The sequence below is a fragment of the Bradyrhizobium canariense genome (genome assembly GCF_019402665.1).
Lineage (GTDB): Bacteria > Pseudomonadota > Alphaproteobacteria > Rhizobiales > Xanthobacteraceae > Bradyrhizobium > Bradyrhizobium canariense.
The window spans coordinates 1-19,169 of the sequence record NZ_VSST01000002.1 but is presented as its reverse complement, the minus strand read 5'-3'; the positions used below and the strand labels follow the sequence as shown (position 1 = coordinate 19,169).

15 protein-coding genes and 2 pseudogenes are annotated in these 19,169 nt (G+C 65.0%); 11 read left to right on the top strand and 6 right to left on the bottom strand.

The genetic code is table 11. From position 1 onward, the window contains the following. Positions 1 to 132: 132 nt before the first annotated feature. Positions 133 to 831 carry an ABC transporter permease gene (locus FXB41_RS00760; protein WP_219678714.1) on the top strand — a complete coding sequence of 233 codons (699 nt, stop codon included), beginning with the start codon at positions 133 to 135 and terminating at the stop codon, positions 829 to 831. Here FXB41_RS00760 and FXB41_RS00755 read toward each other — a convergent pair. Beyond that, the gene (locus FXB41_RS00755) at positions 805 to 1,614 is read right to left on the bottom strand and encodes an ABC transporter substrate-binding protein (protein WP_007601348.1); all 810 of its coding nucleotides are present in this window, start codon (positions 1,612 to 1,614) and stop codon (positions 805 to 807) included. The genes FXB41_RS00760 and FXB41_RS00755 overlap by 27 nt on opposite strands. Positions 1,615 to 1,787: 173 nt before the next feature. Between FXB41_RS00755 and FXB41_RS00750 the strand changes: the two genes are divergently transcribed. Continuing rightward, on the top strand, positions 1,788 to 2,060 hold the full coding sequence (locus FXB41_RS00750; RefSeq protein ID WP_007601345.1) for a hypothetical protein: 273 nt from the start codon (positions 1,788 to 1,790) through the stop codon (positions 2,058 to 2,060). Positions 2,061 to 2,352: 292 nt separating this feature from the next. Then, complete coding sequence (locus tag FXB41_RS00745) at positions 2,353 to 3,447, top strand: hypothetical protein (RefSeq protein ID WP_007601343.1); 1,095 nt, start codon at positions 2,353 to 2,355, stop codon at positions 3,445 to 3,447. 17 nt (positions 3,448 to 3,464) lie between these two features. Here the strand turns inward: FXB41_RS00745 and FXB41_RS00740 are convergent, their stop codons facing one another. After that, complete coding sequence (locus FXB41_RS00740; protein ID WP_219678711.1) at positions 3,465 to 4,781, bottom strand: alpha/beta hydrolase; 1,317 nt, start codon at positions 4,779 to 4,781, stop codon at positions 3,465 to 3,467. A 281-nt stretch (positions 4,782 to 5,062) separates the two neighbouring features. Here FXB41_RS00740 and blaBJP point away from each other — a divergent pair. Both blaBJP and FXB41_RS00730 read left to right on the top strand, forming a co-directional pair. Beyond that, a pseudogene (gene blaBJP / locus FXB41_RS00735) lies at positions 5,063 to 5,941 on the top strand (BJP family subclass B3 metallo-beta-lactamase); the annotation flags it as partial. Positions 5,942 to 6,267: 326 nt separating this feature from the next. After that, a complete protein-coding gene (locus FXB41_RS00730) occupies positions 6,268 to 8,274 on the top strand; it encodes a putative bifunctional diguanylate cyclase/phosphodiesterase (protein WP_219678709.1) in 2,007 nt (668 codons plus the stop codon). A 12-nt stretch (positions 8,275 to 8,286) separates the two neighbouring features. Here the strand turns inward: FXB41_RS00730 and hutU are convergent, their stop codons facing one another. The 3 genes from hutU to hutI are packed head-to-tail and all read right to left on the bottom strand — an operon-like array spanning position 8,287 to position 12,738. After that, on the bottom strand, positions 8,287 to 9,954 hold the full coding sequence (hutU, locus tag FXB41_RS00725; protein ID WP_219678707.1) for a urocanate hydratase: 1,668 nt from the start codon (positions 9,952 to 9,954) through the stop codon (positions 8,287 to 8,289). A gap of 13 nt (positions 9,955 to 9,967) precedes the next feature. After that, positions 9,968 to 11,527, bottom strand: a complete 1,560-nt coding sequence (hutH, locus tag FXB41_RS00720; RefSeq protein ID WP_007601333.1) for a histidine ammonia-lyase — start codon at positions 11,525 to 11,527, stop codon at positions 9,968 to 9,970. Then, complete coding sequence (gene hutI / locus FXB41_RS00715; RefSeq protein ID WP_219678705.1) at positions 11,524 to 12,738, bottom strand: imidazolonepropionase; 1,215 nt, start codon at positions 12,736 to 12,738, stop codon at positions 11,524 to 11,526. The genes hutH and hutI overlap by 4 nt, the downstream gene beginning before the upstream one ends. A 99-nt stretch (positions 12,739 to 12,837) precedes the next feature. Between hutI and FXB41_RS00710 the strand changes: the two genes are divergently transcribed. The 6 genes from FXB41_RS00710 (at position 12,838) to FXB41_RS00685 (ending at position 18,826) form a co-directional block, all read left to right on the top strand. After that, a complete protein-coding gene (locus tag FXB41_RS00710; RefSeq protein ID WP_219678703.1) occupies positions 12,838 to 14,196 on the top strand; it encodes a formimidoylglutamate deiminase in 1,359 nt (452 codons plus the stop codon). Beyond that, the gene (hutC, locus tag FXB41_RS00705) at positions 14,193 to 14,921 is read left to right on the top strand and encodes a histidine utilization transcriptional repressor HutC (protein ID WP_219678701.1); all 729 of its coding nucleotides are present in this window, start codon (positions 14,193 to 14,195) and stop codon (positions 14,919 to 14,921) included. The genes FXB41_RS00710 and hutC overlap by 4 nt, the downstream gene beginning before the upstream one ends. Before the next feature lie 106 nt (positions 14,922 to 15,027). After that, the gene (locus FXB41_RS00700; protein ID WP_007601314.1) at positions 15,028 to 15,972 is read left to right on the top strand and encodes an ABC transporter substrate-binding protein; all 945 of its coding nucleotides are present in this window, start codon (positions 15,028 to 15,030) and stop codon (positions 15,970 to 15,972) included. A gap of 73 nt (positions 15,973 to 16,045) precedes the next feature. Next, a complete protein-coding gene (locus FXB41_RS00695; RefSeq protein ID WP_219678780.1) occupies positions 16,046 to 16,819 on the top strand; it encodes an ABC transporter permease in 774 nt (257 codons plus the stop codon). Continuing rightward, the gene (locus tag FXB41_RS00690; protein ID WP_007601311.1) at positions 16,816 to 17,601 is read left to right on the top strand and encodes an ABC transporter ATP-binding protein; all 786 of its coding nucleotides are present in this window, start codon (positions 16,816 to 16,818) and stop codon (positions 17,599 to 17,601) included. The genes FXB41_RS00695 and FXB41_RS00690 overlap by 4 nt, the downstream gene beginning before the upstream one ends. After that, on the top strand, positions 17,594 to 18,826 hold the full coding sequence (locus FXB41_RS00685) for a Zn-dependent hydrolase (RefSeq protein WP_219678700.1): 1,233 nt from the start codon (positions 17,594 to 17,596) through the stop codon (positions 18,824 to 18,826). The genes FXB41_RS00690 and FXB41_RS00685 overlap by 8 nt, the downstream gene beginning before the upstream one ends. Positions 18,827 to 18,858: 32 nt before the next feature. Here the strand turns inward: FXB41_RS00685 and FXB41_RS00680 are convergent. After that, positions 18,859 to 19,169: pseudogene (locus FXB41_RS00680) on the bottom strand (hypothetical protein); the annotation flags it as partial.

Here is a 19,169-nt window from a genome sequence, read left to right as displayed (position 1 = left end):
TTCGGGTTACCAAACCGCTCCGCCGCCTGCTTTGCAGGACGATCCCCTCAGGGAAATAAACGTGAATCACCTCCGCAGTCCCGAAATCGGCGCACGCGAGACATCGCGGCGGGCGCCGAAGCTCAGGCACGGATGAACGACTTCGCGCGATCCGTCGGCGCCGCGTTCACGCTGATCGGCGAGGCCGATGCGGAGCTTCTGGCCATCGTCGGGCTGTCGGTGCGCGTCAGCCTCACCGCCAGCATCCTCGCGCTTCTGATCGGGGCGCCGTTCGGGGCGCTGCTTGCGATCACCCGGTTCCGCGGGCGGCAGGTCATCATCGTCCTCACCAATGCCTTGCTTGGTCTTCCGCCGGTCGTGGTCGGGCTCGCACTCTATCTTTTGCTGTCACGATCCGGCCCGTTCGGGGCCGCCGGCCTGTTGTTTACGCCAACGGCCATGGTGATTGCGCAATCGCTGCTCGCAACACCGATCGTGGTTGCACTCGTCCACCGGCCGGCGAGCCTGCTGTGGGCGGAGTATGGCGACTTGGCGCGGATCGACGGGCTGTCGACGTTGCGCAGCATCGGCTTGCTGTTCGCGCTGGGCCGGACCTCGCTGCTGACGGCCTTTCTAGCAGCCTTCGGGCGCGCGATCGCGGAGGTTGGCGCCATCCTCGTCGTCGGCGGCAACATCCGCGGTTTCACGCGCACGATGACGACGGCGATCGCGCTGGAGACCAGCAAGGGCGACCTGCCGCTGGCGCTCGGGCTCGGGCTGATCCTGCTCGCACTCAGCGTCGCAGTGTCCACCGTCGCCTTCCTGCTAGTGGGACGCGTTGGGGAAAAATAGCTGCTCGCCCCCGACCTTGTAGCCGGCGATGGCCTCCTGCCCCCCAGGAGAGATCAGCCAGTCGATGAAGGCCTGCCCGTCCTGCGCCTTCACGTTCGCATGCTTGGCCGGATTGACCAGCATGACGCCGTACTGGTTGAACAGCCGCTTGTCGCCTTCCGTCAGGACGGTAAGCTCGCCGCGGTTCTTGAATGACAACCAGGTGCCGCGGTCAGACAGCAGATAGGCATTGGACGACGACGCCATGTTCAGTGCCGGGCCCATGCCCTGACCGATCTCGCGATACCAGCCGTCCTTGGCGGCACCGAGGTCGATGCCTGCCTCCTTCCACAGCCGTAGCTCGGCCGCGTGCGTGCCGGACTTGTCGCCGCGCGAGATGAACGGCGCCTTCGCGGCGGCGATCTTGCGCAGCGCATCGGCCACGTCCTTGCCGCCGGCGATCTTCGCGGGATCGCTCTTCGGCCCGACAATGACGAAGTCGTTGTACATGACATCAAAGCGCTTCACGCCCTCCCCTTCGGACATGAACTTGTCCTCGGCGGGCCTGTCATGGACGAACACGACGTCTGCATCGCCGCGCCGCCCGATGTCGAGCGCCTGGCCCGTACCGACGGCAACGACCTTCACGTCGATGCCCGCGGCCTTCGAGAACAGCGGCAGCAAGTAACCGAACAGCCCCGACTGTTCCGTCGACGTCGTCGAGGCCACGGTGATGGCGCGCTCCTGCGCGACTGCGATCGTGGACCAGAGCAGAATCGCTCCGAGAGTCATTATCTTTTTCATGCCTCGTCCTTACACCAGATGCCCGATGTTCCAAACTCTACCGTCGATAGAGCCGTACAGGGAACCTCGACAAGCACCGCAACGTGCTTGGTCATGATCCTCGCGACGCTTCCCTGTGAGGAACGTCCGCTCCGCGCGCAAGTTGTCCTCAAGTCAACCCAGGAGGAAACCAGATGAAGAAGATCATTTTGGCATCCGCATGCATCATGGCGCTGGCGACCGGCGGCGCCTTTGCGCAGACACAACCCGCCCCAGGCGCATCCGGCCATGGCGACGTCGGCCCTTCGTCGCGGGGCCCCGCGACCAAGGGCATGACGACCGGCGCGTCGTCGAACATGCAGAACGAGGCCGCCGACAGCAAGGGCAAGCAGACTCCGTCGGCCGGCGGCAGCAACACGAACAACATGGGCAGCCAGGCCGGCGGCGGCGCGGGCTCCGGAAAGTAGGCTTGCATCGATCGGAAGTCCGGAGAGGGGCGATCGTCCCCTCTCCAAGAGTCTTCGTGCCGCCAAAGCTCGCCGATGTCATACGCGAAGGTCTTGGTGTCGAACGAAACGTGTTGGCGGGGCTGCAGCTTGACTACAGTCACGCCGGCTAACTCGCAGCCGCGCGCTCTAAAGGCTTGGATGTTCTGCAATTGGTCCCACCTACATTGACATCAGTGTGACAGCCGGGGATTTTTACATTGCTGGCGAATCAGCGATGGCCTCAAGCCGAGTACCTCTTGGACAACTCCCAGTGCTTTCGAGACTGATATCGTTGCTGCGCCGCATCCCCGCGGTGAAATGGGCGTTGACCCGGCTTCGGCCTGCGCCGCACGGCGGCAGCATCGCGGTCGCGCCTGATACCGCAGACGCCTCATCCGCCATTGTTGCTGACATTGCAGTAGCCGCGGAGGTTCTCGACACCAGCATCGGCGTGGATACGTCGCACTGCGACGCCGCGGTCGCGGCTTCGGCCGAAGACGACAGCGCCAGCCCTGTCATCGCGGAGAGCCCGTCGGAAGCGCCAGCCGATATCAGCGGCAGCGACGAATCCTCCCGGGAGACGGCGGCGGACGTCGAGCCGGTCGTCGTGGAGGAAGCGTCGGTCGCGACCATCGAGGTCGTGCGCGAGCCGGTCGACGTCCCCGAACTCATCACCAACAGCGATGCATCTCCCGAGCTTGCGGCCGTTGAGCCCGTTGTCGCGGAGGAGGCCTCGTCCGCCGATGCCGCGGTCGAGGTCGTCCCGGTTGATGCCCCCGCTCTCGCCGTCAACGACGAGCATTCCGCTACCGTCGACGTGGATACTCGCTCAACTCTCGACGATGCGTGTGTGGCGCTTGCCGATCGCGAAATCTCGGCGGAGCATGTCGCTGAGGATAGCATCGACAGCGATTCCTCCCCCAGCGCCGCGAAAGTCGCCGACGACACGCCCAGCGTCGTCACGGATGTTGCGCCGGAGCCGGCCCTCGAGGCCCCCGCTCCGGAGATCACTGGCGCGCCGAAGATCCGTGCAAAGATCGCAGAACCAGCCGACCGCGCCACGCTGATCCGGCAGCGTTGGGCGGAGACCGGGATCAGGATGTGGAATCCGCGCCTTCACGGCGCCGGTGATGCCACACTGAACATCCAGGGCAGTGTCGGGCTGCTGCCGCCCGCGCCCGGCGAGACGATGCCGCGCTACGACAAGCTGGAATTCCGGATGCTCGGTGGACAGATCGTTTGCGAAGGCGTGATTGTCGAAGCACCCGCGCATGCAAGCCAGCGCAGTTTTACGCGGCTCGCCGAGCCGGGGAAACCCGATCGGGTCCGCGAACCAATGCGGGAACGCCAGGCCGCTCTCGCCTGACCCTTTATTCCCTGCGCTCAGGGGATCGGATAGCCCTTCCAGACCCACTCCAGCGCCGACGGCAGCGTCTGCGCGATCGTGGGACGGTCGACGTGCTTGGCGTTGCGCACGAACAGAAACTGATAGTGGTAGCCCTTCTCCGCCAGCACCTTGGCCATCAGCGCGTTGGACAGGGTCCAGTCGTGCATGCCGTCGGGAATGGTGGGGTTCGGATAGAACAGGTCCTGGTCGCCGCCGAAGAACCAGAAGCGGATCGGCTTGGCCGGCGCAGCGACGATCAGCGGCACGCCGGGCGGCTCGGCCGGCGTGAGCACGCCAGCCTTGGAAATGAGATTGGGTGTGGCCGGCCCCGTCCATGCGCTGTGATATTCCCAGGCGCCGCCGCGCAGCGACGGGTCGTGCGGCCATTGCTGGTTGACCATGGTCGGCGAGAACGCCAGCACGCGGTGATAGAGATCGGGATAGAACCACGCTATGGTGAAGGCTGCCACACCGCTCGAACTCAGCCCCATGGTCGCACGCCCATCGGGATTTCTGGTCAGCTTGACGTCGGCATTCTTTTCGACCAGCGGCAGCACTTCACGCTCGACGAACTGCGCGTAGGCCCCTGACACCGCGTCATATTCGCGGCCGCGCTGACTGCCCTGCGCGTCCTGCCCGCCATTGCCGATCTGGATCGCGATCATCGGCGGCACGCGGCGCTGCGCGATCAGATTGTCGAGCGTGACGGCGAGATCCTTGTAGGCGTTGGAGCCGCCGTCGCCGACCACGATGAACGGCGCCTCGGTGCCGCGCACATATTGCGCCGGCACATAGACGTCGATGGTGCGCGACCAGACGCCGGGATGGCTGGTGGTGACGATCATGTGCGACTTGTCCTCCGGCGCCGTGACGGTCGTCATGATCGAGGAGTTGGTGCAGCCGGCGACGTCGTCGCGGATCAAGCCGGGATTGTAGATGGTGCTCTCCTTCGACGGCAGCGTGAAGGATTTTGTCGTCCCGCGCGGCACACCCTCCCTCGCGATCGTCTCCGGCGCAGGATTGTGGGTGGGGCCGATGATAAAATTGCCCTCGGCACCCGGTGGCGGCAGCGTTCCGTCAGGAAGCTCGGTCGCGCGCGGGTAATTGGGATTGGATGGATCGCGCGTCGGAGGCGCCGTCTTGAAATCGAGACCCGTCGTATCGATAAAGAACGGGGCCGCCTTGTCGGTGCTGTTGGCCCCAGGCGGCATCACCATGTTCTGGGTGACGCAGGCCGGCTGCGAGAAGGCAATCGAAGTGAAGGAGACGAGGAAAATCAGCGTCCCCGCAAGGACGGAGAATGATTTGGTCATTTCAGCTCCCGATGCCGACGAGTCTTTCTGGCTCGCCTTGTCGCAAAGTATGACGAGCCGCCTGCGCGCGGTCAAACTCCAGCCGGCCGCGTTGCAGATATGGCCGCCATGCTCAAAACGGGCAGGCACGGGTATTCCGCGCATGCCACGACATTTTTCAGACATGTGGCCGTTGCTGCCGCACCTCGCACGACGTAGCTTGCCGGCCGGCCGCGCGAAGGCCGCGCCCGATCAAGACGACAAGAACAATCTGCAAGAACAATCTGGGAGACAAACTATGAAAGCTCACGGCCGCGCTCTGTGCATTGGCGTTCCTCGCAACCGGCGCGCAGGCGCAGACCGTCAAGGATTTCATTGCGGCGGTCACCAAGAAATGGACCCCGCCGTTCGAGCCGTTCCAGCTCATCGGCAACATCTACTATGTCGGCACTGACGGCATCGCCGTCTACATCATCAAGATTTCACAGGGCCTGATCCTGATGGATACGGCGCTTCCGGAATCCACCGGCATGATCAAGGACAACGTTGCCAAGCTCGGTCTCAAGGTCTCCGACATCAAGATCATCCTCAATACGCACGCGCATTTCGACCACACCGGCGGTTTCGCCGAAATCAAGAAGGAGACCGGCTCGCAGCTGATCGCCGGCGAACGCGACAAGCAGCTGCTGGAAGGCGGCTATTATCCTGGCGACGAGAAGAACGAGGACCTTGCCTTCCCCGCAGTGAAGGTCGATCGCGCCGTGAAGGAAGGCGACAAGGTCACGCTCGGCGACACCACGTTGACGGCGCATGCGACTCCTGGCCACTCGCCGGGCTGCACGAGCTGGGAAATGACCGTCAAGGACGGCAATCAGGACCGCAAGGTGCTGTTCTTCTGTAGCGGCACGGTGGCATTGAACCGGCTGGTCGGCCAGCCGACCCATGCCGGAATCGTCGACGACTACCGTGCGACCTACGCCAAGGTGAAGGCGATGAAGATCGACGTGCTGCTCGGGCCGCATCCGGAGGTCTATGGCATGCAGGCCAAGCGCGCCGAAATGAAGGACGGCGCACCGAACCCGTTCGTCAAGCCGGGTGAGCTCGCAGCCTACGCCACAACCCTGTCGGAGGATTTCGACAAGCAGCTCGCCAAGCAGACCGCCGCGCTCGAGAAGAAATAGCGGTCATCCGGGCATCCGCACACCTTTCCTCGACAAAGAGAGGTGTGCGAGCAGATCGCCTCGCACCATTGGCGATGCGACAGAATGCTGCGCCGACACCGATGGTTAGCAGAGCGTCACCAACGTTTTTGCGGTCTTTTGCAATCGATACGCTCGTTTTCGCCGCCACATATCGTTAACCCGGCCTCACCAATGCAGGCGGCCGGAAAACTCCCGGTAGCGTACAACCTTCGTCGGCTTTTCCTGCGAGACCCGCCTAACGCGACCTTTACCCTCGCCGTGCAACATCCCCAGCGTTTTGAAGGGGATCCGGGGCTCGTATTGCAATGCCTGTCACCAATTTGAAGTCTCATCTCGCCGCCGCGTTGCAGCTGTTTCGCGTGCCCGCTGACCCCGACCTCACGCGCGCGCAATTCGACGCCTTCTCCAAGCAGATCCCGTTGCTCTATTTCATCCTCATGAGCAACACGATCGCTGTCGCCTATACCTATGTGAGCGTGGCGCCGGACTGGTTGACGCTCATCGTGCCATCCGTGCTGACCGCGCTCGCGGCGCTTCGCACCTTCTGGTGGCTGCGCCAACGGCACCTCGTGCGCACCGATGCCGACATCCTACGCAATCTGCGCGCCACCAACTGGATGACATTGCCGATCGGCGCGGGCTTCACAGTCTGGTCCTTCGCGCTCTACCCTTACGGCGACCCCTTCGCCAAGAGCCAGGTTGCCTTTTACATGGCGGTGACCGTGATCGGCTGCATCTTCTCGCTGATGCATCTGCGCTCGGCGGCACTGATCGTGACGCTGGTCGTCGACGTGCCCTATGTGCTGTTCTTCTGGGCCACCGGCGAGCCGACGCTGAAGGCGATCGCCGTCAACAATCTGCTCGTGTCGGGGGCGATGGTGACGGTGCTGTTCATCTACTATCGCGACTTCGCCGATCTCGTCGCGAGCCGCAAATCGCTGCTGGCGCAGCAGGCGGCGACCCAAGCCCTCTCGGACGAGAACTTCCGCCTCGCCAACCTCGATTCCCTGACCGAACTGCCGAACCGCCGCCGCTTCTTCGCCGAGCTGTCGAGCGCGTTCACCGATGCCGAGCGCAGGAACGTTCGCGTCGCGGTCGGGATCATCGACCTCGATGGCTTCAAGCCGATCAACGACAATTACGGCCATTCGGTCGGCGACCGCGTTCTGATCGAGGCGGGCCGGCGCATCCGCGAAGTCTGCGAGGGCTTCGGCCCGCAGCGGGTGGAATTCGCCAGGCTCGGCGGCGACGAGTTCGGCCTCGTCGTGTGCGGCGACCCTGACGATGCGGATCTGATGCGGCTCGGCGAACGCGTTGGTGACCAGGTCAAGCTGCCCTACCAGCTCGACACCGCCCATACCGGGCTGTCCTGCTCGATCGGCTTCGCGCTATTCCCGCAATCGGCAACGACGGCGGAAGCGCTCTATGAATGCGCCGACTATTCGCTCTATCACGCCAAGCGGCATCTGCGCGGCCGCACCGTGATCTTCTCGAGCGAGCTCGAGGCCGAGATCCGCAGCCGCGGCGTCATCGAGAATTTGCTGCGCACCGCCGATTTCAGCACCGAGATGGACTTGGTGTTCCAGCCGATCGTGGACGCCATGAGCGAGCACACCGCCGGCTTCGAGGTCCTGGCGCGCTGGCGCAGCTCCCGCCTCGGCCTGGTTTCGCCGGCCGACTTCATTCCCGCCGCCGAGCGCATCGGCCTGATCCGGCCGCTGACGCAAGCGCTGCTGGCGCGCGCGCTCGCGACGGCCAGGACCTGGCCCGACCACATCCGCCTGTCGTTCAACCTGTCCGCCCACGACATCTGCTCACCCGAGGGCGTCCTGCCTCTGATCACCATCGTCGAGAAGAGCGGGCTGTCGCCGCGCCGGATCGATTTCGAGATCACCGAGACCGCCGTCACCTTCGATTTCGTACGCGCACAACAGTCGATCGCGGCATTGAAGGCGATGGGCTGCGGCATTTCGCTGGACGATTTCGGCACCGGCTATTCCTCGCTGAGCCACGTGCACTGGCTGCCGCTCGACAAGATCAAGATCGACCGCAGCTTCATCGCCGACGTCAACGACAACCCAGTGAGCCACAAGATCATCAAGTCTCTCACGGGCCTCTGTGACGACATGGAGATCGCCTGCGTCGCCGAGGGCGTAGAGACCCGCGCTCAGCTCGACACCCTGCGCCGGCTGGGATGCGACTTCATCCAGGGCTACTACTTCGCAAAGCCCATGCACGGCGACGCGATCGACGAGTATCTCGCAAAGGAACGCCAGCGCCTCGGCGGCGCCGGAGCCAGGGTCGTGGCCTGAGTCGCGCCTGGACTAGCGCAAGCTCGGCAGATCGAGCCCTTTGTCGCGGGCGCATTCGATCGCGGTGTCGTAGCCCGCGTCGGCGTGGCGCATGACTCCGCTGCCAGGGTCGTTCCAGAGCACGCGCGCGATCCGCTTCGCCGCTTCCGGCGTGCCGTCGGCGACGATCACCATGCCGGCATGCTGGGAATAGCCGATACCGACGCCACCGCCATGATGCAGCGACACCCAGGTCGCGCCGCTGGCGCAATTGAGCAGAGCGTTGAGCAAGGGCCAGTCGGACACAGCATCCGACCCGTCCTTCATCGCTTCGGTTTCGCGGTTGGGGCTCGCCACCGAGCCGCTGTCGAGATGGTCGCGGCCGATCACGATGGGTGCCTTCAATTCGCCGCGCGCCACCATCTCGTTGAAGGCAAGGCCCAGGCGATCGCGATCGCCAAGCCCGACCCAGCAGATCCGTGCCGGCAGGCCCTGAAACTTGATGCGCTCCCTGGCCATGTCGAGCCAATTGTGCAGGTGCTTGTCGTCAGGCATCAGCTCCTTGACCTTGGCGTCGGTCTTGAAGATGTCCTCGGGATCTCCCGACAGCGCCGCCCAGCGGAACGGCCCGACGCCGCGGCAGAACAACGGACGGATATAGGCGGGGACAAAGCCCGGAAAATCGAAGGCATTCTTCAGGCCCATGTCCTGGGCCATCTGGCGGATGTTGTTGCCGTAGTCGAGGGTCGGGATGCCTTGCGCATGGAAATCCAGCATGGCCTGGACGTGCTCGACCATCGAGGTTTTCGAGGCGCGCTCCACGGCCTTGGGGTCGGCGGCGCGCGTGGCTTCCCACTCCGCGAGCGTCCAGCCCTTCGGCAAATAGCCGTTGATCGGATCGTGCGCGCTGGTCTGGTCGGTGACGATATCGGGCCTGACGCCGCGGCGGACCAGCTCGGGAAAAATCTCCGCGGCATTGCCGAGCAGACCGACCGAGACCGCCTTCTTCGTCTTGGCCGCCTCCGCCGTGATCGCAAGTGCCTCGTCGAGCGTGGCGGCCTGGCGATCGAGATAACCGGTGCGCAGACGCATCTCGATGCGGCTCGGCTGGCATTCGACTGCCAGCATCGAGGCTCCCGCCATGGTCGCAGCCAGCGGCTGCGCGCCGCCCATGCCGCCGAGACCGGCCGTCAGAATCCATTTGCCGGCGAGGCTGCCGCCGTAATGGCGACGCCCGACCTCAACAAAAGTCTCGTAGGTGCCCTGCACGATGCCCTGGCTGCCGATATAGATCCAGGAACCCGCCGTCATCTGGCCGTACATCATCAGGCCCTTGCGATCGAGCTCGTTGAAATGATCGAGCGTCGCCCAGTGCGGCACGATGTTGGAGTTCGCAATCAGAACGCGCGGCGCGTCAGCATGGGTGCGGAACACACCGACCGGCTTGCCGGACTGGACCAGCAGCGTCTGGTCGTCCTCGAGCTCGCGCAGCGAAGCAACGATCCGGTCAAAGCTCTCCCAGTCGCGCGCGGCGCGGCCGATGCCGCCATAGACCACGAGCTCGCTCGGACGTTCTGCAACGTCGGGATCGAGATTGTTCATGAGCATGCGCAAGGGCGCTTCCGTCAGCCAGCTCTTGGCGCTGATTTCGCTGCCGCGGGGCGCGCGGATGGTGCGGTCATTGTCCAGTCGGCGGTTCATGCGGAACACCTCGTCAGGCAAGCGTCGGAAACGGGTCGGTTGAAAGTACGGCGAGCGCCGCAGCCGGCAGCGCGTCGGCCTCGATCATCGCTGCAGCCTTGGCGAGATCGCCGGCCATGTAGCGGTCTGCGCCGAGCGGCGCTACCTGCTCGCGCAGTGCCGCAATGACGGCAACGAGCGGCGCACTCGTCGCATGCGGCGCGCGTAGCGTGATGCCCTGGGCGGCGACCAGGAACTCGATGCCGAGGATGGCAGCGAGATTGTCGGCCATATCGGACAGCCGCCGTGCGGCATGCGCGGCCATCGAGACGTGGTCTTCCTGGTTGGCACTGGTCGGCGTCGAGTCGATCGAGCAGGCGGCCGCGCGCTGCTTGTTCTCGGCATAGAGCGCGGCCGCCGTCACCTCGGCGATCATGAAGCCGGAATTGATACCGGGATCGGGAGTGAGGAACGGCGGCAGGCCGAAATTGAGCGCGGGATCGACCAGCGTCGCGATGCGCCGCTCGCTGATCGCACCGATTTCCGACAGCGCAAGCGCGATGGTATCCGCGGCAAAGGCCACCGGTTCGGCATGGAAGTTTCCGCCGGAGACGATCTCGCCGGTCTCGACCAGCACGAGCGGATTGTCGGTGACGGCATTGGCCTCGACGATCAGCGTCCGCGCCGCCTGCACGATCAGGTCGAGCGCCGCGCCCGCGACCTGCGGCTGGCAGCGCAGGCAATAGGGATCCTGCACGCGCTCGTCGCCTTCGAGATGCGACAGGCGGATGTCGCTGCCCTCGAGCAGCGCCATCAAGGCTGCCGCGGCCGCGATCTGTCCCGAATGGCCGCGCAGCGCCTGGATTTCGGGGCGGAACGGCGCCGTCGAGGCCATCGCCGCATCGACCGACAGCGCGCCGGTGACGAGCGCGGCGCGGGCCAGGCGAAATGCGCGCAGCACGCCGGAGACGGCGTAGGCAGTGGAGAATTGCGTGCCGTTGATCAGCGCGAGCCCTTCCTTGGGACCGAGCGTCAGTGGCGGCAGGCCGGCCGCGGCGAGCGCCTCGCGGCCCGATACGATCTTGCCATCGACGATCGCCTGCCCTTCGCCGATCATCACGGCGGTCATATGCGCGAGCGGCGCGAGGTCACCGGAAGCGCCGACCGAACCCTGCTGCGGCACCAGCGGTGAGACGCGCCGCGCCAGCATGGCCTGCAGCTGCTCGATCACCTCGCGGCGCACGCCGGAGGCGCCGCGCCCGAGCGAGATGATCTTCAGTGCCATCATCAGGCGGACGATGGGCTCGGGCGTCGCCGCACCCACGCCGCAGCAATGCGAGACGATGAGGTTGCGCTGGAGCAGCGCGGTCTGGTCCGGCGGAATGCGCTTCGAGGCAAGTTTGCCGAAGCCGGTGTTGATCCCGTACACGGGAGCGTCGGCGCGCGCGGCCCTTGCAACGATCTCCGCGGCCGCGTCGACGCGCGGCCAGAACGAGGGATCTAGAACAACAGACGCGCCTTCGAGCACGCGCGCGAGGTCATCGAGGCCGACGGTTCCCGGCTTGACGACGATCGGCGCGCGCTTCTCCGTCATTGTCCCCTCCACACCCGGCGGTGCAGCGGATTGAAGCCGATACGGTAGACCAGCTCGGCGAGGCACTCGATGTCCCAGATCGCAAGATCACACCATTTGCCTGCCTCTAACGTGCCGGTATCATGGAGCACGCCGAGCGCTCGGGCGCCTTCCCGGGTGACGCCGGCAAGGCATTCGGCCACATTCATCCGGAACAGCGTCGCGCCCATGTTCATGGCAAGCAGGAGCGAAGTCAGCGGCGAGCTGCCCGGATTGCAGTCGGTCGCAAGCGCCATGGCAACGCCGTGCTTGCGGAACGCCTCGACCGGCGGTTTTTGCGTCTCGCGGATGAAGTAGAAGGCGCCGGGCAGCAGCACGGCCACCGTTTTAGCTTTTGCCATCGCCGCTGCACCGGCTTCGTCGGTGTGCTCGAGGTGATCAGCCGATAGCGCCGAGAATTTCGCGGCAAGCGCAGCGCCGCCGAGGTTCGAGAGCTGGTCGGCATGCAGCTTGACCGGCAGTCCAAGCCGCCCCGCTGTCTCGAACACCTGCGCCGTCTGCTCGCCGGAAAATGCAATCCCCTCCATGAAGGCATCGACGGCATCGGCCAGGCCGGCCTTTGCAATCGCAGGCAACATCTCCCTGCAGACGAGATCGATGTAACGATCCTTGTCGCCCTCCGCCTCGATCGGCAGCGCATGCGCGCCGAGGAAGGATGTGCGGATCGCGACCGACCGCTGACAGCCGAGGCTTCGCGCGGCGGCCAGCTGCCGCATCTCGGTCTCGGTATCCAAGCCGTAGCCGGACTTGATCTCGACCGTGGTGGCACCCTCGGCAATCAGCGCATCGAGCCGCGGCAGCGCGTGTGCTACGAGCTCGGCCTCGCTTGCCTTGCGCGTCGCGGCCACTGTCGAGACGATACCGCCGCCGGCGCGCGCGATCTCCTCGTAGCTCGCGCCCTTCAGGCGCAGCTCGAATTCATGGGCGCGGTTGCCGCCATAGACCAGATGGGTGTGACAATCGACGAGACCGGGCGTGATCCAGCGCCCTCCGCAATCGATCCGTTCGGCTGCATCGGCATCCGCCGGAAAATCAGTCTGCGCACCTGCATAGACGATACGGCCGGCGCGCGCGGCGATCACGCCATGCTCGATCTCACCAAGATCGGGGCGGTCGGCCCGCATCGTGGCGAGCCGGGCGTTATACCAGATCCGGTCGAAGCGCTCTGCCATGCAACTGTCCCTTCGCGGATGCCCCTGCGCCCTGGGATGCTTGACTTATATGTCTAGACATATAATCGTGTCGCGGTTCTGTCCAGCCGGCATGGAAACATGACACGACTGCATTTCGCCTCCGCGCTCCTGCCCTCGGGCTGGGCCAATGACGTGCAGGTGGTGATCACCGCCGGCGCGATCGCCGAGGTGACGCCGGGCGTGGCCCCGGCCTCCGGGGACGAACACCACGACATCGCGCTTCCGGGACTTGCGAGCCTGCACAGCCACGCCTTCCAGCGCGGCATGGCGGGTCTCGCAGAACTGCGCGGCGACAGCACCGACACCTTCTGGACCTGGCGCGAGGCGATGTACCGCTTCGCGCTGGCGATGACGCCTGACGACGTCGCAGCGGTCGCGACACTGCTTTATGTCGAGATGCTGGAGCAGGGTTTTACCCGCGTCGGCGAATTCCATTATCTGCATCATGACCGCGATGGCTCGCCCTACGCCGACATCGGCGAAATGGCCGCACGCATCGCGCAGGCCGCCGAAGCCTCGGGTATTGCACTGACATTGCTGCCGAGTTTTTATGCGCACGGCTCATTTGGTGGCGCAGCACCGCATGCCGACCAGCGCCGCTTCATCTGTACGGTTGATCAGTTCGCCGCGCTGGTGAGCGCCTCGCGCAAGGCGATTGAACAATTGCCGGGCGCAAATATCGGTATCGCGCCGCACAGTTTGCGCGCTGTGACGCCGGCCGAGCTTGCAGCGATCATTCCGCTCGCGGACGGCGGCCCGGTGCACATTCATGCCGCCGAGCAGGTGAAGGAGGTCGAGGATTGCCTGGCCTGGTCTGGACAGCGTCCAGTGCAATGGCTGCTTGAGCACGCGCCAGTCGACCGACGCTGGTGCCTCATCCACGCGACCCACACGACGGATGAAGAAGTCACTGCATTCGCCAAGACTGGCGCGGTCGCGGGACTCTGCCCTATCACCGAGGCAAGCCTTGGCGACGGCATTTTCTCGGCTCGCGAATTCGTCGGTGCCGGCGGTGCCTTTGGCATTGGCACGGATTCCAATGTGCTGGTCGGCGTCGCCGACGAGCTGCGCCAGCTCGAATACGGCCAACGGCTCAAGCACCGCGAGCGCAACGTGCTCTCCGCCGGCGCAGGCCGCTCGACGGGACGCGCCCTGTTCGATCATGCGCTTTCAGGCGGCGCGCGGGCACTAGCACAGATGTCAGTCGGTCTCACGCCAGGTGCGCGCGCCGACATCGTCACGCTCGACACCACGCATTCCTCGCTGGCGGGGCGCGCACGCGACGCCGTCATCGACGGCTGGATCTTTGCCGCAGGCAGCGGTGCGGTCGATTGCGTCTGGGCCGGCGGCGACAAGGTCGTCGAGGGCGGACGGCACCGGCTGCGCCAGACCGCACGCGAACGCTTCAACGCGTCGGTCCGGAGGCTCGTCGCATGAGCCTCGCCACAGATGCCGCCGACAAGCCGACGCTCTACAAACGGATCCGCGCCGACATCGAGAAGCGCATCCTGACCGGGGAATGGCCGCCGGGCCATCGCATCCCGTTCGAGCACGAACTGGTCGCGCGCTACGGCTGCTCGCGCATGACCGTGAACAAGGCGCTGTCGGAGCTCGCCCAAGCCGACCTGATCGAGCGGCGGCGACGTGCCGGCTCCTTCGTCCGCCGGCCGCAACACCAGTCGGCCGTGCTCAAGATCGCCGACATGCGCGCAGAGATCACCGGGCTTGGGCGCGCTTACGGCTACGAGCTGATCGGTCGCAAGCTCCGCGCCGCAACCGCTGCCGACCGCGACCGCCTCGGCGTCAAGAAGGCGGGCAAGGTGGTCGCGATCACCTGCCGCCACAGCGCCGACAACGTGCCTTTCGCCGTCGAGGACAGACTGATCGATCTCGCGTCGGTGCCGGATGCGGCGACCGCGGATTTTTCGCGTGAGCCACCCGGCTCATGGCTGCTTCACCATGTTCCATGGACAGAGGCAGAGCATACGATCAGCGCTATCGTTGCGGACGATCGCACGGCCGAAGCGCTCGACATCGCCGTCGGCGCACCCTGCCTCGTGATCGACCGCTATACCTGGCGCAGCGCGCGCACGATCACCGCCGTGCGGCTGCTCTATCCCGGTGACTCTCACCGCCTTGTCGCCCGATTCAAGGGAGGCTGAGAGGACGATGTCGGCACAAATCGTGCAACGTTTCGGGCAACGGTCCATTGGGACTGACAATGATCAACAGGACGTCAATCCATCGATCGGCAAGAGGACGACAATCATGCGTAGTTCGAAAGTATTTGCGGCAGTCATTGCGCTTACGGTCTCCACCCCCGTGCTCGCCGACGACGTCAAGGTCGGCGTCGGCATCTCCGGATGGACCGGCTTCGCGCCGCTGACGCTGGCGAAGGAGGCCGGCATCTTCAAGAAGAACGGCCTCGACGTCACCATCAAGAAGATTCCGCAGAAGGATCGCCATCTCGCGATCGCGTCCGGCGACGTCCAGTGCGCGGCAACGACCGTGGAGACCTGGATCTCCTGGAACGCCAACGGCGTCGCGACCAAGCAGATCTTCCAGCTCGACAAGAGCTACGGCGCCGACGGCATGGCCGTGCGGAACGAGCTCGCCGCGATCAAGGATCTGAAGGGCAAGACGGTTGCGGCTTCCGCGCCCGGCACCTCGCCCTATTTCGCGCTGGCCTGGATGCTCAAGAAGAACGGCCTGTCGGTGAAGGACGTCACCGTCGTGAACCTCGAGCCGGCCGCGGCCGCGCAGGCCTTCGTCTCCGGCCAGAACGATGCCGCCATGACCTACGAGCCGTATCTGTCGACGGTTCGTGCCGCCCCCGACAAGGGCAAGATCATCGCGACCACGCTCGACTATCCGATGGTCATGGACACGTTCGGCTGCACGCCGAAATTCCTCACCGAGAACCCGAAGGCCGCCAAGGCGCTCGCCGACAGCTATTTCGAGGCCCTCGATATGATCGCCAAGGACCAGGCCAAGGCCTACGAGATCATGGGCGCCGACGTGAAGCAGAGCGGCGAGGCATTCGGCAACTCGGCGAAGTATCTGCGCTGGCAGGACAAGGCCGCGAACCAGAAATTCTTCGCCGGCGACTTCCTGACCTTCAACAAGGAGGCTGCCGACCTCCTGCTGGAGATCGGCATCATCAAGGCCGCGCCGAAGGTCGAGGATCTCTTCGACGCGAGCTACATCAAGTAAATCTCCCAGGAGCCGCCGGCCCCGTCTCGCGGCGGGGCCGGTTGACTTGTTCACCACCCGGATACACAGTTTGATGCGTCCCCTCGATCCCGTGACGTCAAGGCAGCGCGTGGCTTACGGCCTTGCGTTCTTCGTGGTGTTCGTTGCCCTCTGGTCCTGGGCAACCTTCGGCGGCCACGTGTCGAAAGTGTTCCTCGCCAACCCGCTGACCATGGTGCAGGAAGGCGTCGATCTGATCGTCAAACAGGGCTTCCTGTTCGACATCGGCATGACGATCTGGCGCGTCGTCGGCGGCTTCGTACTGGCCGCCATCATCGCCGTGCCGTTCGGCGTGCTGATGGGGGCCTACAAGCCGGTCGAGGCATTCCTTGAACCGTTCGTCTCCTTTGCGCGCTATCTGCCGGCCTCCGCTTTCATTCCCCTCCTGATCCTGTGGGCCGGCATCGGCGAGTTGCAGAAGCTGCTCGTCATCTTCATCGGCTCGGTGTTCCAGATCATCCTGATGATCGCGGTCACCGTCGGCACCACGCGGCGCGACCTGGTCGAGGCGGCCTATACGCTGGGGGCCAGCGACCGCGGCATCATCCGCCGCGTGCTGTTGCCCTCCTCCGCGCCGGAGATCGCCGAGATCCTGCGGCTGGTGCTGGGCTGGGCCTGGACCTATGTCATCGTCGCCGAACTGATCGGCTCCTCCTCCGGCATCGGCCACATGATCACCGACAGCCAGGCGCTGCTCAACACCGGCCAGATCATCTTCGGCATCATCGTGATCGGGCTGATCGGCCTGATGTCGGACTTCCTGTTCAAGGCATTCAACGCGTGGCTGTTTCCCTGGAGGCTCGCATGACGATCCTCAAGATCGAACAGGTCTCGCGAACCTTTCCCGCGCGCCACGGCAACGCCCCGACGAGGGCGCTGGAGCCGACCGATCTTGTGATCGGCAACAACGACTTCGTTACTATCCTTGGCCCTTCCGGCTGCGGCAAGTCCACGCTGCTTCGCATCGTCGCCGGCCTCGATCGCCCGACCGGCGGACGCGTGGTCCTCGACGGACGCGAGGTCACCGGCCCAGGCGCCGATCGCGGCATGGTGTTCCAGTCCTACACGTTGTTTCCCTGGCTGACGGTGCGCGAGAACATCGCCTTCGGCCTGCGCGAGCGTGGCGTGCCCGAGGCGGAGCGAAACAAGATCGCCGACGCCTTCATCCGTCAGGTCGGCCTGTCCGGCTTCGAGAACCATTGGCCAAAGCAGCTCTCCGGCGGCATGCAGCAGCGCACCGCGATCGCGCGCGCGCTCGCCAATGATCCCAAGATCCTGCTGCTCGACGAGCCCTTCGGCGCGCTCGACAACCAGACACGCGCCCTGATGCAGGAAATGCTGCTCGGCATCTGGGAGCGCGACCAGAAGACCGTGCTGTTCGTGACCCACGACATCGAGGAAGCGATCTTCCTCGGCAGCCGCGTCATCGTCATGAGCGCGCGTCCCGGCCGCATCAAGGCCGAGATCAACGTGGACCTGCCGCATCCGCGCTCCTACAAGATCAAGACCACGCCCGAATTCGTCCAGTTGAAGGAACGGCTGGTCGAGGAGATCCGCACCGAGGCGTTGAAGGTTGCCGAGCATGCCTGAGACCTTTTCACGCGCAAACGGCGAGCGGGTTCTCGCCGATCTCAATGCGCTCCGTGCCATCGGCGCCTACAAGACCGGCGTGCACAAGCCGACTTTCTCCGAGCCGCACAAGCTTTCGCTGGACTGGCTGGTGCAGAAGCTACCCGACGCGGGCCTCACCGCCGCGATCGACGGCATCGGCAATGTCTTCGGCACCAGCGCAAAGTCGGGACCCAAGCTGCTGGCGGGATCGCATCTCGAAAGCCAGAACTACGCCGGCTGGCTCGACGGGCCGCTCGGTGTCGTCTACGCGCTCGAAGCGGCCCGCGTGCTCAATGCCGATCCCTCGCTCGAAGGTGCGGTCGAACTTGCCGCCTGGTGCGACGAGGAGGGACATTTTGGACATTTCCTCGGTTCGCGCTCCTATGTCGGGCAAGTGACCGAGGCCGACATTGATGTCGCACGCGACCGTACCAGCGGCCGCACCATGCGGGACGCACTCGCCGACATGGGGCTCGCAGGACGACCGCGCACTACCGCCGAGCCGGGCCGGCACGTCGGATATCTGGAAGCCCATATCGAGCAGGGCGACACGCTCGAGAGCGGCCGCCTTGCGATCGGCGTCGTCACCTCCATCGTCGGCATCTGGCAATACCAGATCAATTTCACCGGTGAGCAGAATCACGCCGGCACCACCCGCATGGCTGCACGGAAGGATGCCGGGCTGGCGCTGGCAAAGTTCTGCGTCGCGATCGACGAACGTTTCCCCGATAGCTGCGGGCCGCGCACGGTCTGGACCACCGGCCGCATCACGCTCGATCCGGGCGCGCCGAGCATCATTCCAGGTGGTGCCGAAATGCTGTTCCAGATCCGCGACGACGATCCTTCCGTCATCGCGCGGCTGGAGCAACTGCTGCGGAGCATGGCGGACGAGGCCAGCGCGAAGGGTCCCTGCACTGTCACGGTGGAGAAGATTCGCACTGGCGCGCCCGCGATGATGAATTCGGGCTTTCAGGACGCGATCGAAGCCGCGGCCAAGGCCGTCGCCGGCGGACGGTCCGTCCGTATGCCCAGCGGCGCCGGCCACGATGCGCAGATGCTTGCGGCCGTCATGCCCGCGGGCATGCTGTTCGTGCCGTCGATCGGCGGCATCAGCCATCACTGGACCGAGAACACCGCCGAGGTCGACATCATCACCGGAGCCCAGGTGTTCGTCGACGCTTGCAGGCGGATACTCGGCGGCTAGAACGGCGTGCCGCCCCCACTCTCTCCCCATCGTCATTGCGAGCGAAGCGACTTGTCCGCCGAAGCTTTAGCGAAGGCGGAAGCAATCCAGAATCTCTCCGCGGCGGCAGACTGGATTGCTTCGCTGCGCTCGCAATGACGGAGTATGAGGTGACGGCTTCGTCCTCCCAGCACCACTGTCATTCCCCGCGAGAGCGGGGAATCCAGTACGCCGCGGCTTCTCGGTTCAATCATAACTGTCTCGGAATACTGGATCGCCCGGTCAAGCCGGGCGATGACAGGGAGTGTGTAGCCGCAGACACGGCTTCGCGTCCTCGCGGCGCGTTCGCCCGAGCTTTGCTTGG

Excerpts from the sequence above, each read along its gene's own strand:
- FXB41_RS00760 (WP_219678714.1), top strand. The coding sequence starts at position 133 with ATGAACGACTTCGCGCGATCCGTCGGCGCCGCGTTCACGCTGATCGGC.
- FXB41_RS00755 (WP_007601348.1), bottom strand. The coding sequence starts at position 1,614 with ATGAAAAAGATAATGACTCTCGGAGCGATTCTGCTCTGGTCCACGATC.
- FXB41_RS00750 (WP_007601345.1), top strand. The coding sequence starts at position 1,788 with ATGAAGAAGATCATTTTGGCATCCGCATGCATCATGGCGCTGGCGACC.
- FXB41_RS00740 (WP_219678711.1), bottom strand. The coding sequence starts at position 4,781 with ATGACCAAATCATTCTCCGTCCTTGCGGGGACGCTGATTTTCCTCGTC.
- FXB41_RS00730 (WP_219678709.1), top strand. The coding sequence starts at position 6,268 with ATGCCTGTCACCAATTTGAAGTCTCATCTCGCCGCCGCGTTGCAGCTG.
- hutU (WP_219678707.1), bottom strand. The coding sequence starts at position 9,954 with ATGAACCGCCGACTGGACAATGACCGCACCATCCGCGCGCCCCGCGGC.
- hutH (WP_007601333.1), bottom strand. The coding sequence starts at position 11,527 with ATGACGGAGAAGCGCGCGCCGATCGTCGTCAAGCCGGGAACCGTCGGC.
- hutI (WP_219678705.1), bottom strand. The coding sequence starts at position 12,738 with ATGGCAGAGCGCTTCGACCGGATCTGGTATAACGCCCGGCTCGCCACG.
- FXB41_RS00710 (WP_219678703.1), top strand. The coding sequence starts at position 12,838 with ATGACACGACTGCATTTCGCCTCCGCGCTCCTGCCCTCGGGCTGGGCC.
- hutC (WP_219678701.1), top strand. The coding sequence starts at position 14,193 with ATGAGCCTCGCCACAGATGCCGCCGACAAGCCGACGCTCTACAAACGG.
- FXB41_RS00700 (WP_007601314.1), top strand. The coding sequence starts at position 15,028 with ATGCGTAGTTCGAAAGTATTTGCGGCAGTCATTGCGCTTACGGTCTCC.
- FXB41_RS00695 (WP_219678780.1), top strand. The coding sequence starts at position 16,046 with ATGCGTCCCCTCGATCCCGTGACGTCAAGGCAGCGCGTGGCTTACGGC.
- FXB41_RS00690 (WP_007601311.1), top strand. The coding sequence starts at position 16,816 with ATGACGATCCTCAAGATCGAACAGGTCTCGCGAACCTTTCCCGCGCGC.
- FXB41_RS00685 (WP_219678700.1), top strand. The coding sequence starts at position 17,594 with ATGCCTGAGACCTTTTCACGCGCAAACGGCGAGCGGGTTCTCGCCGAT.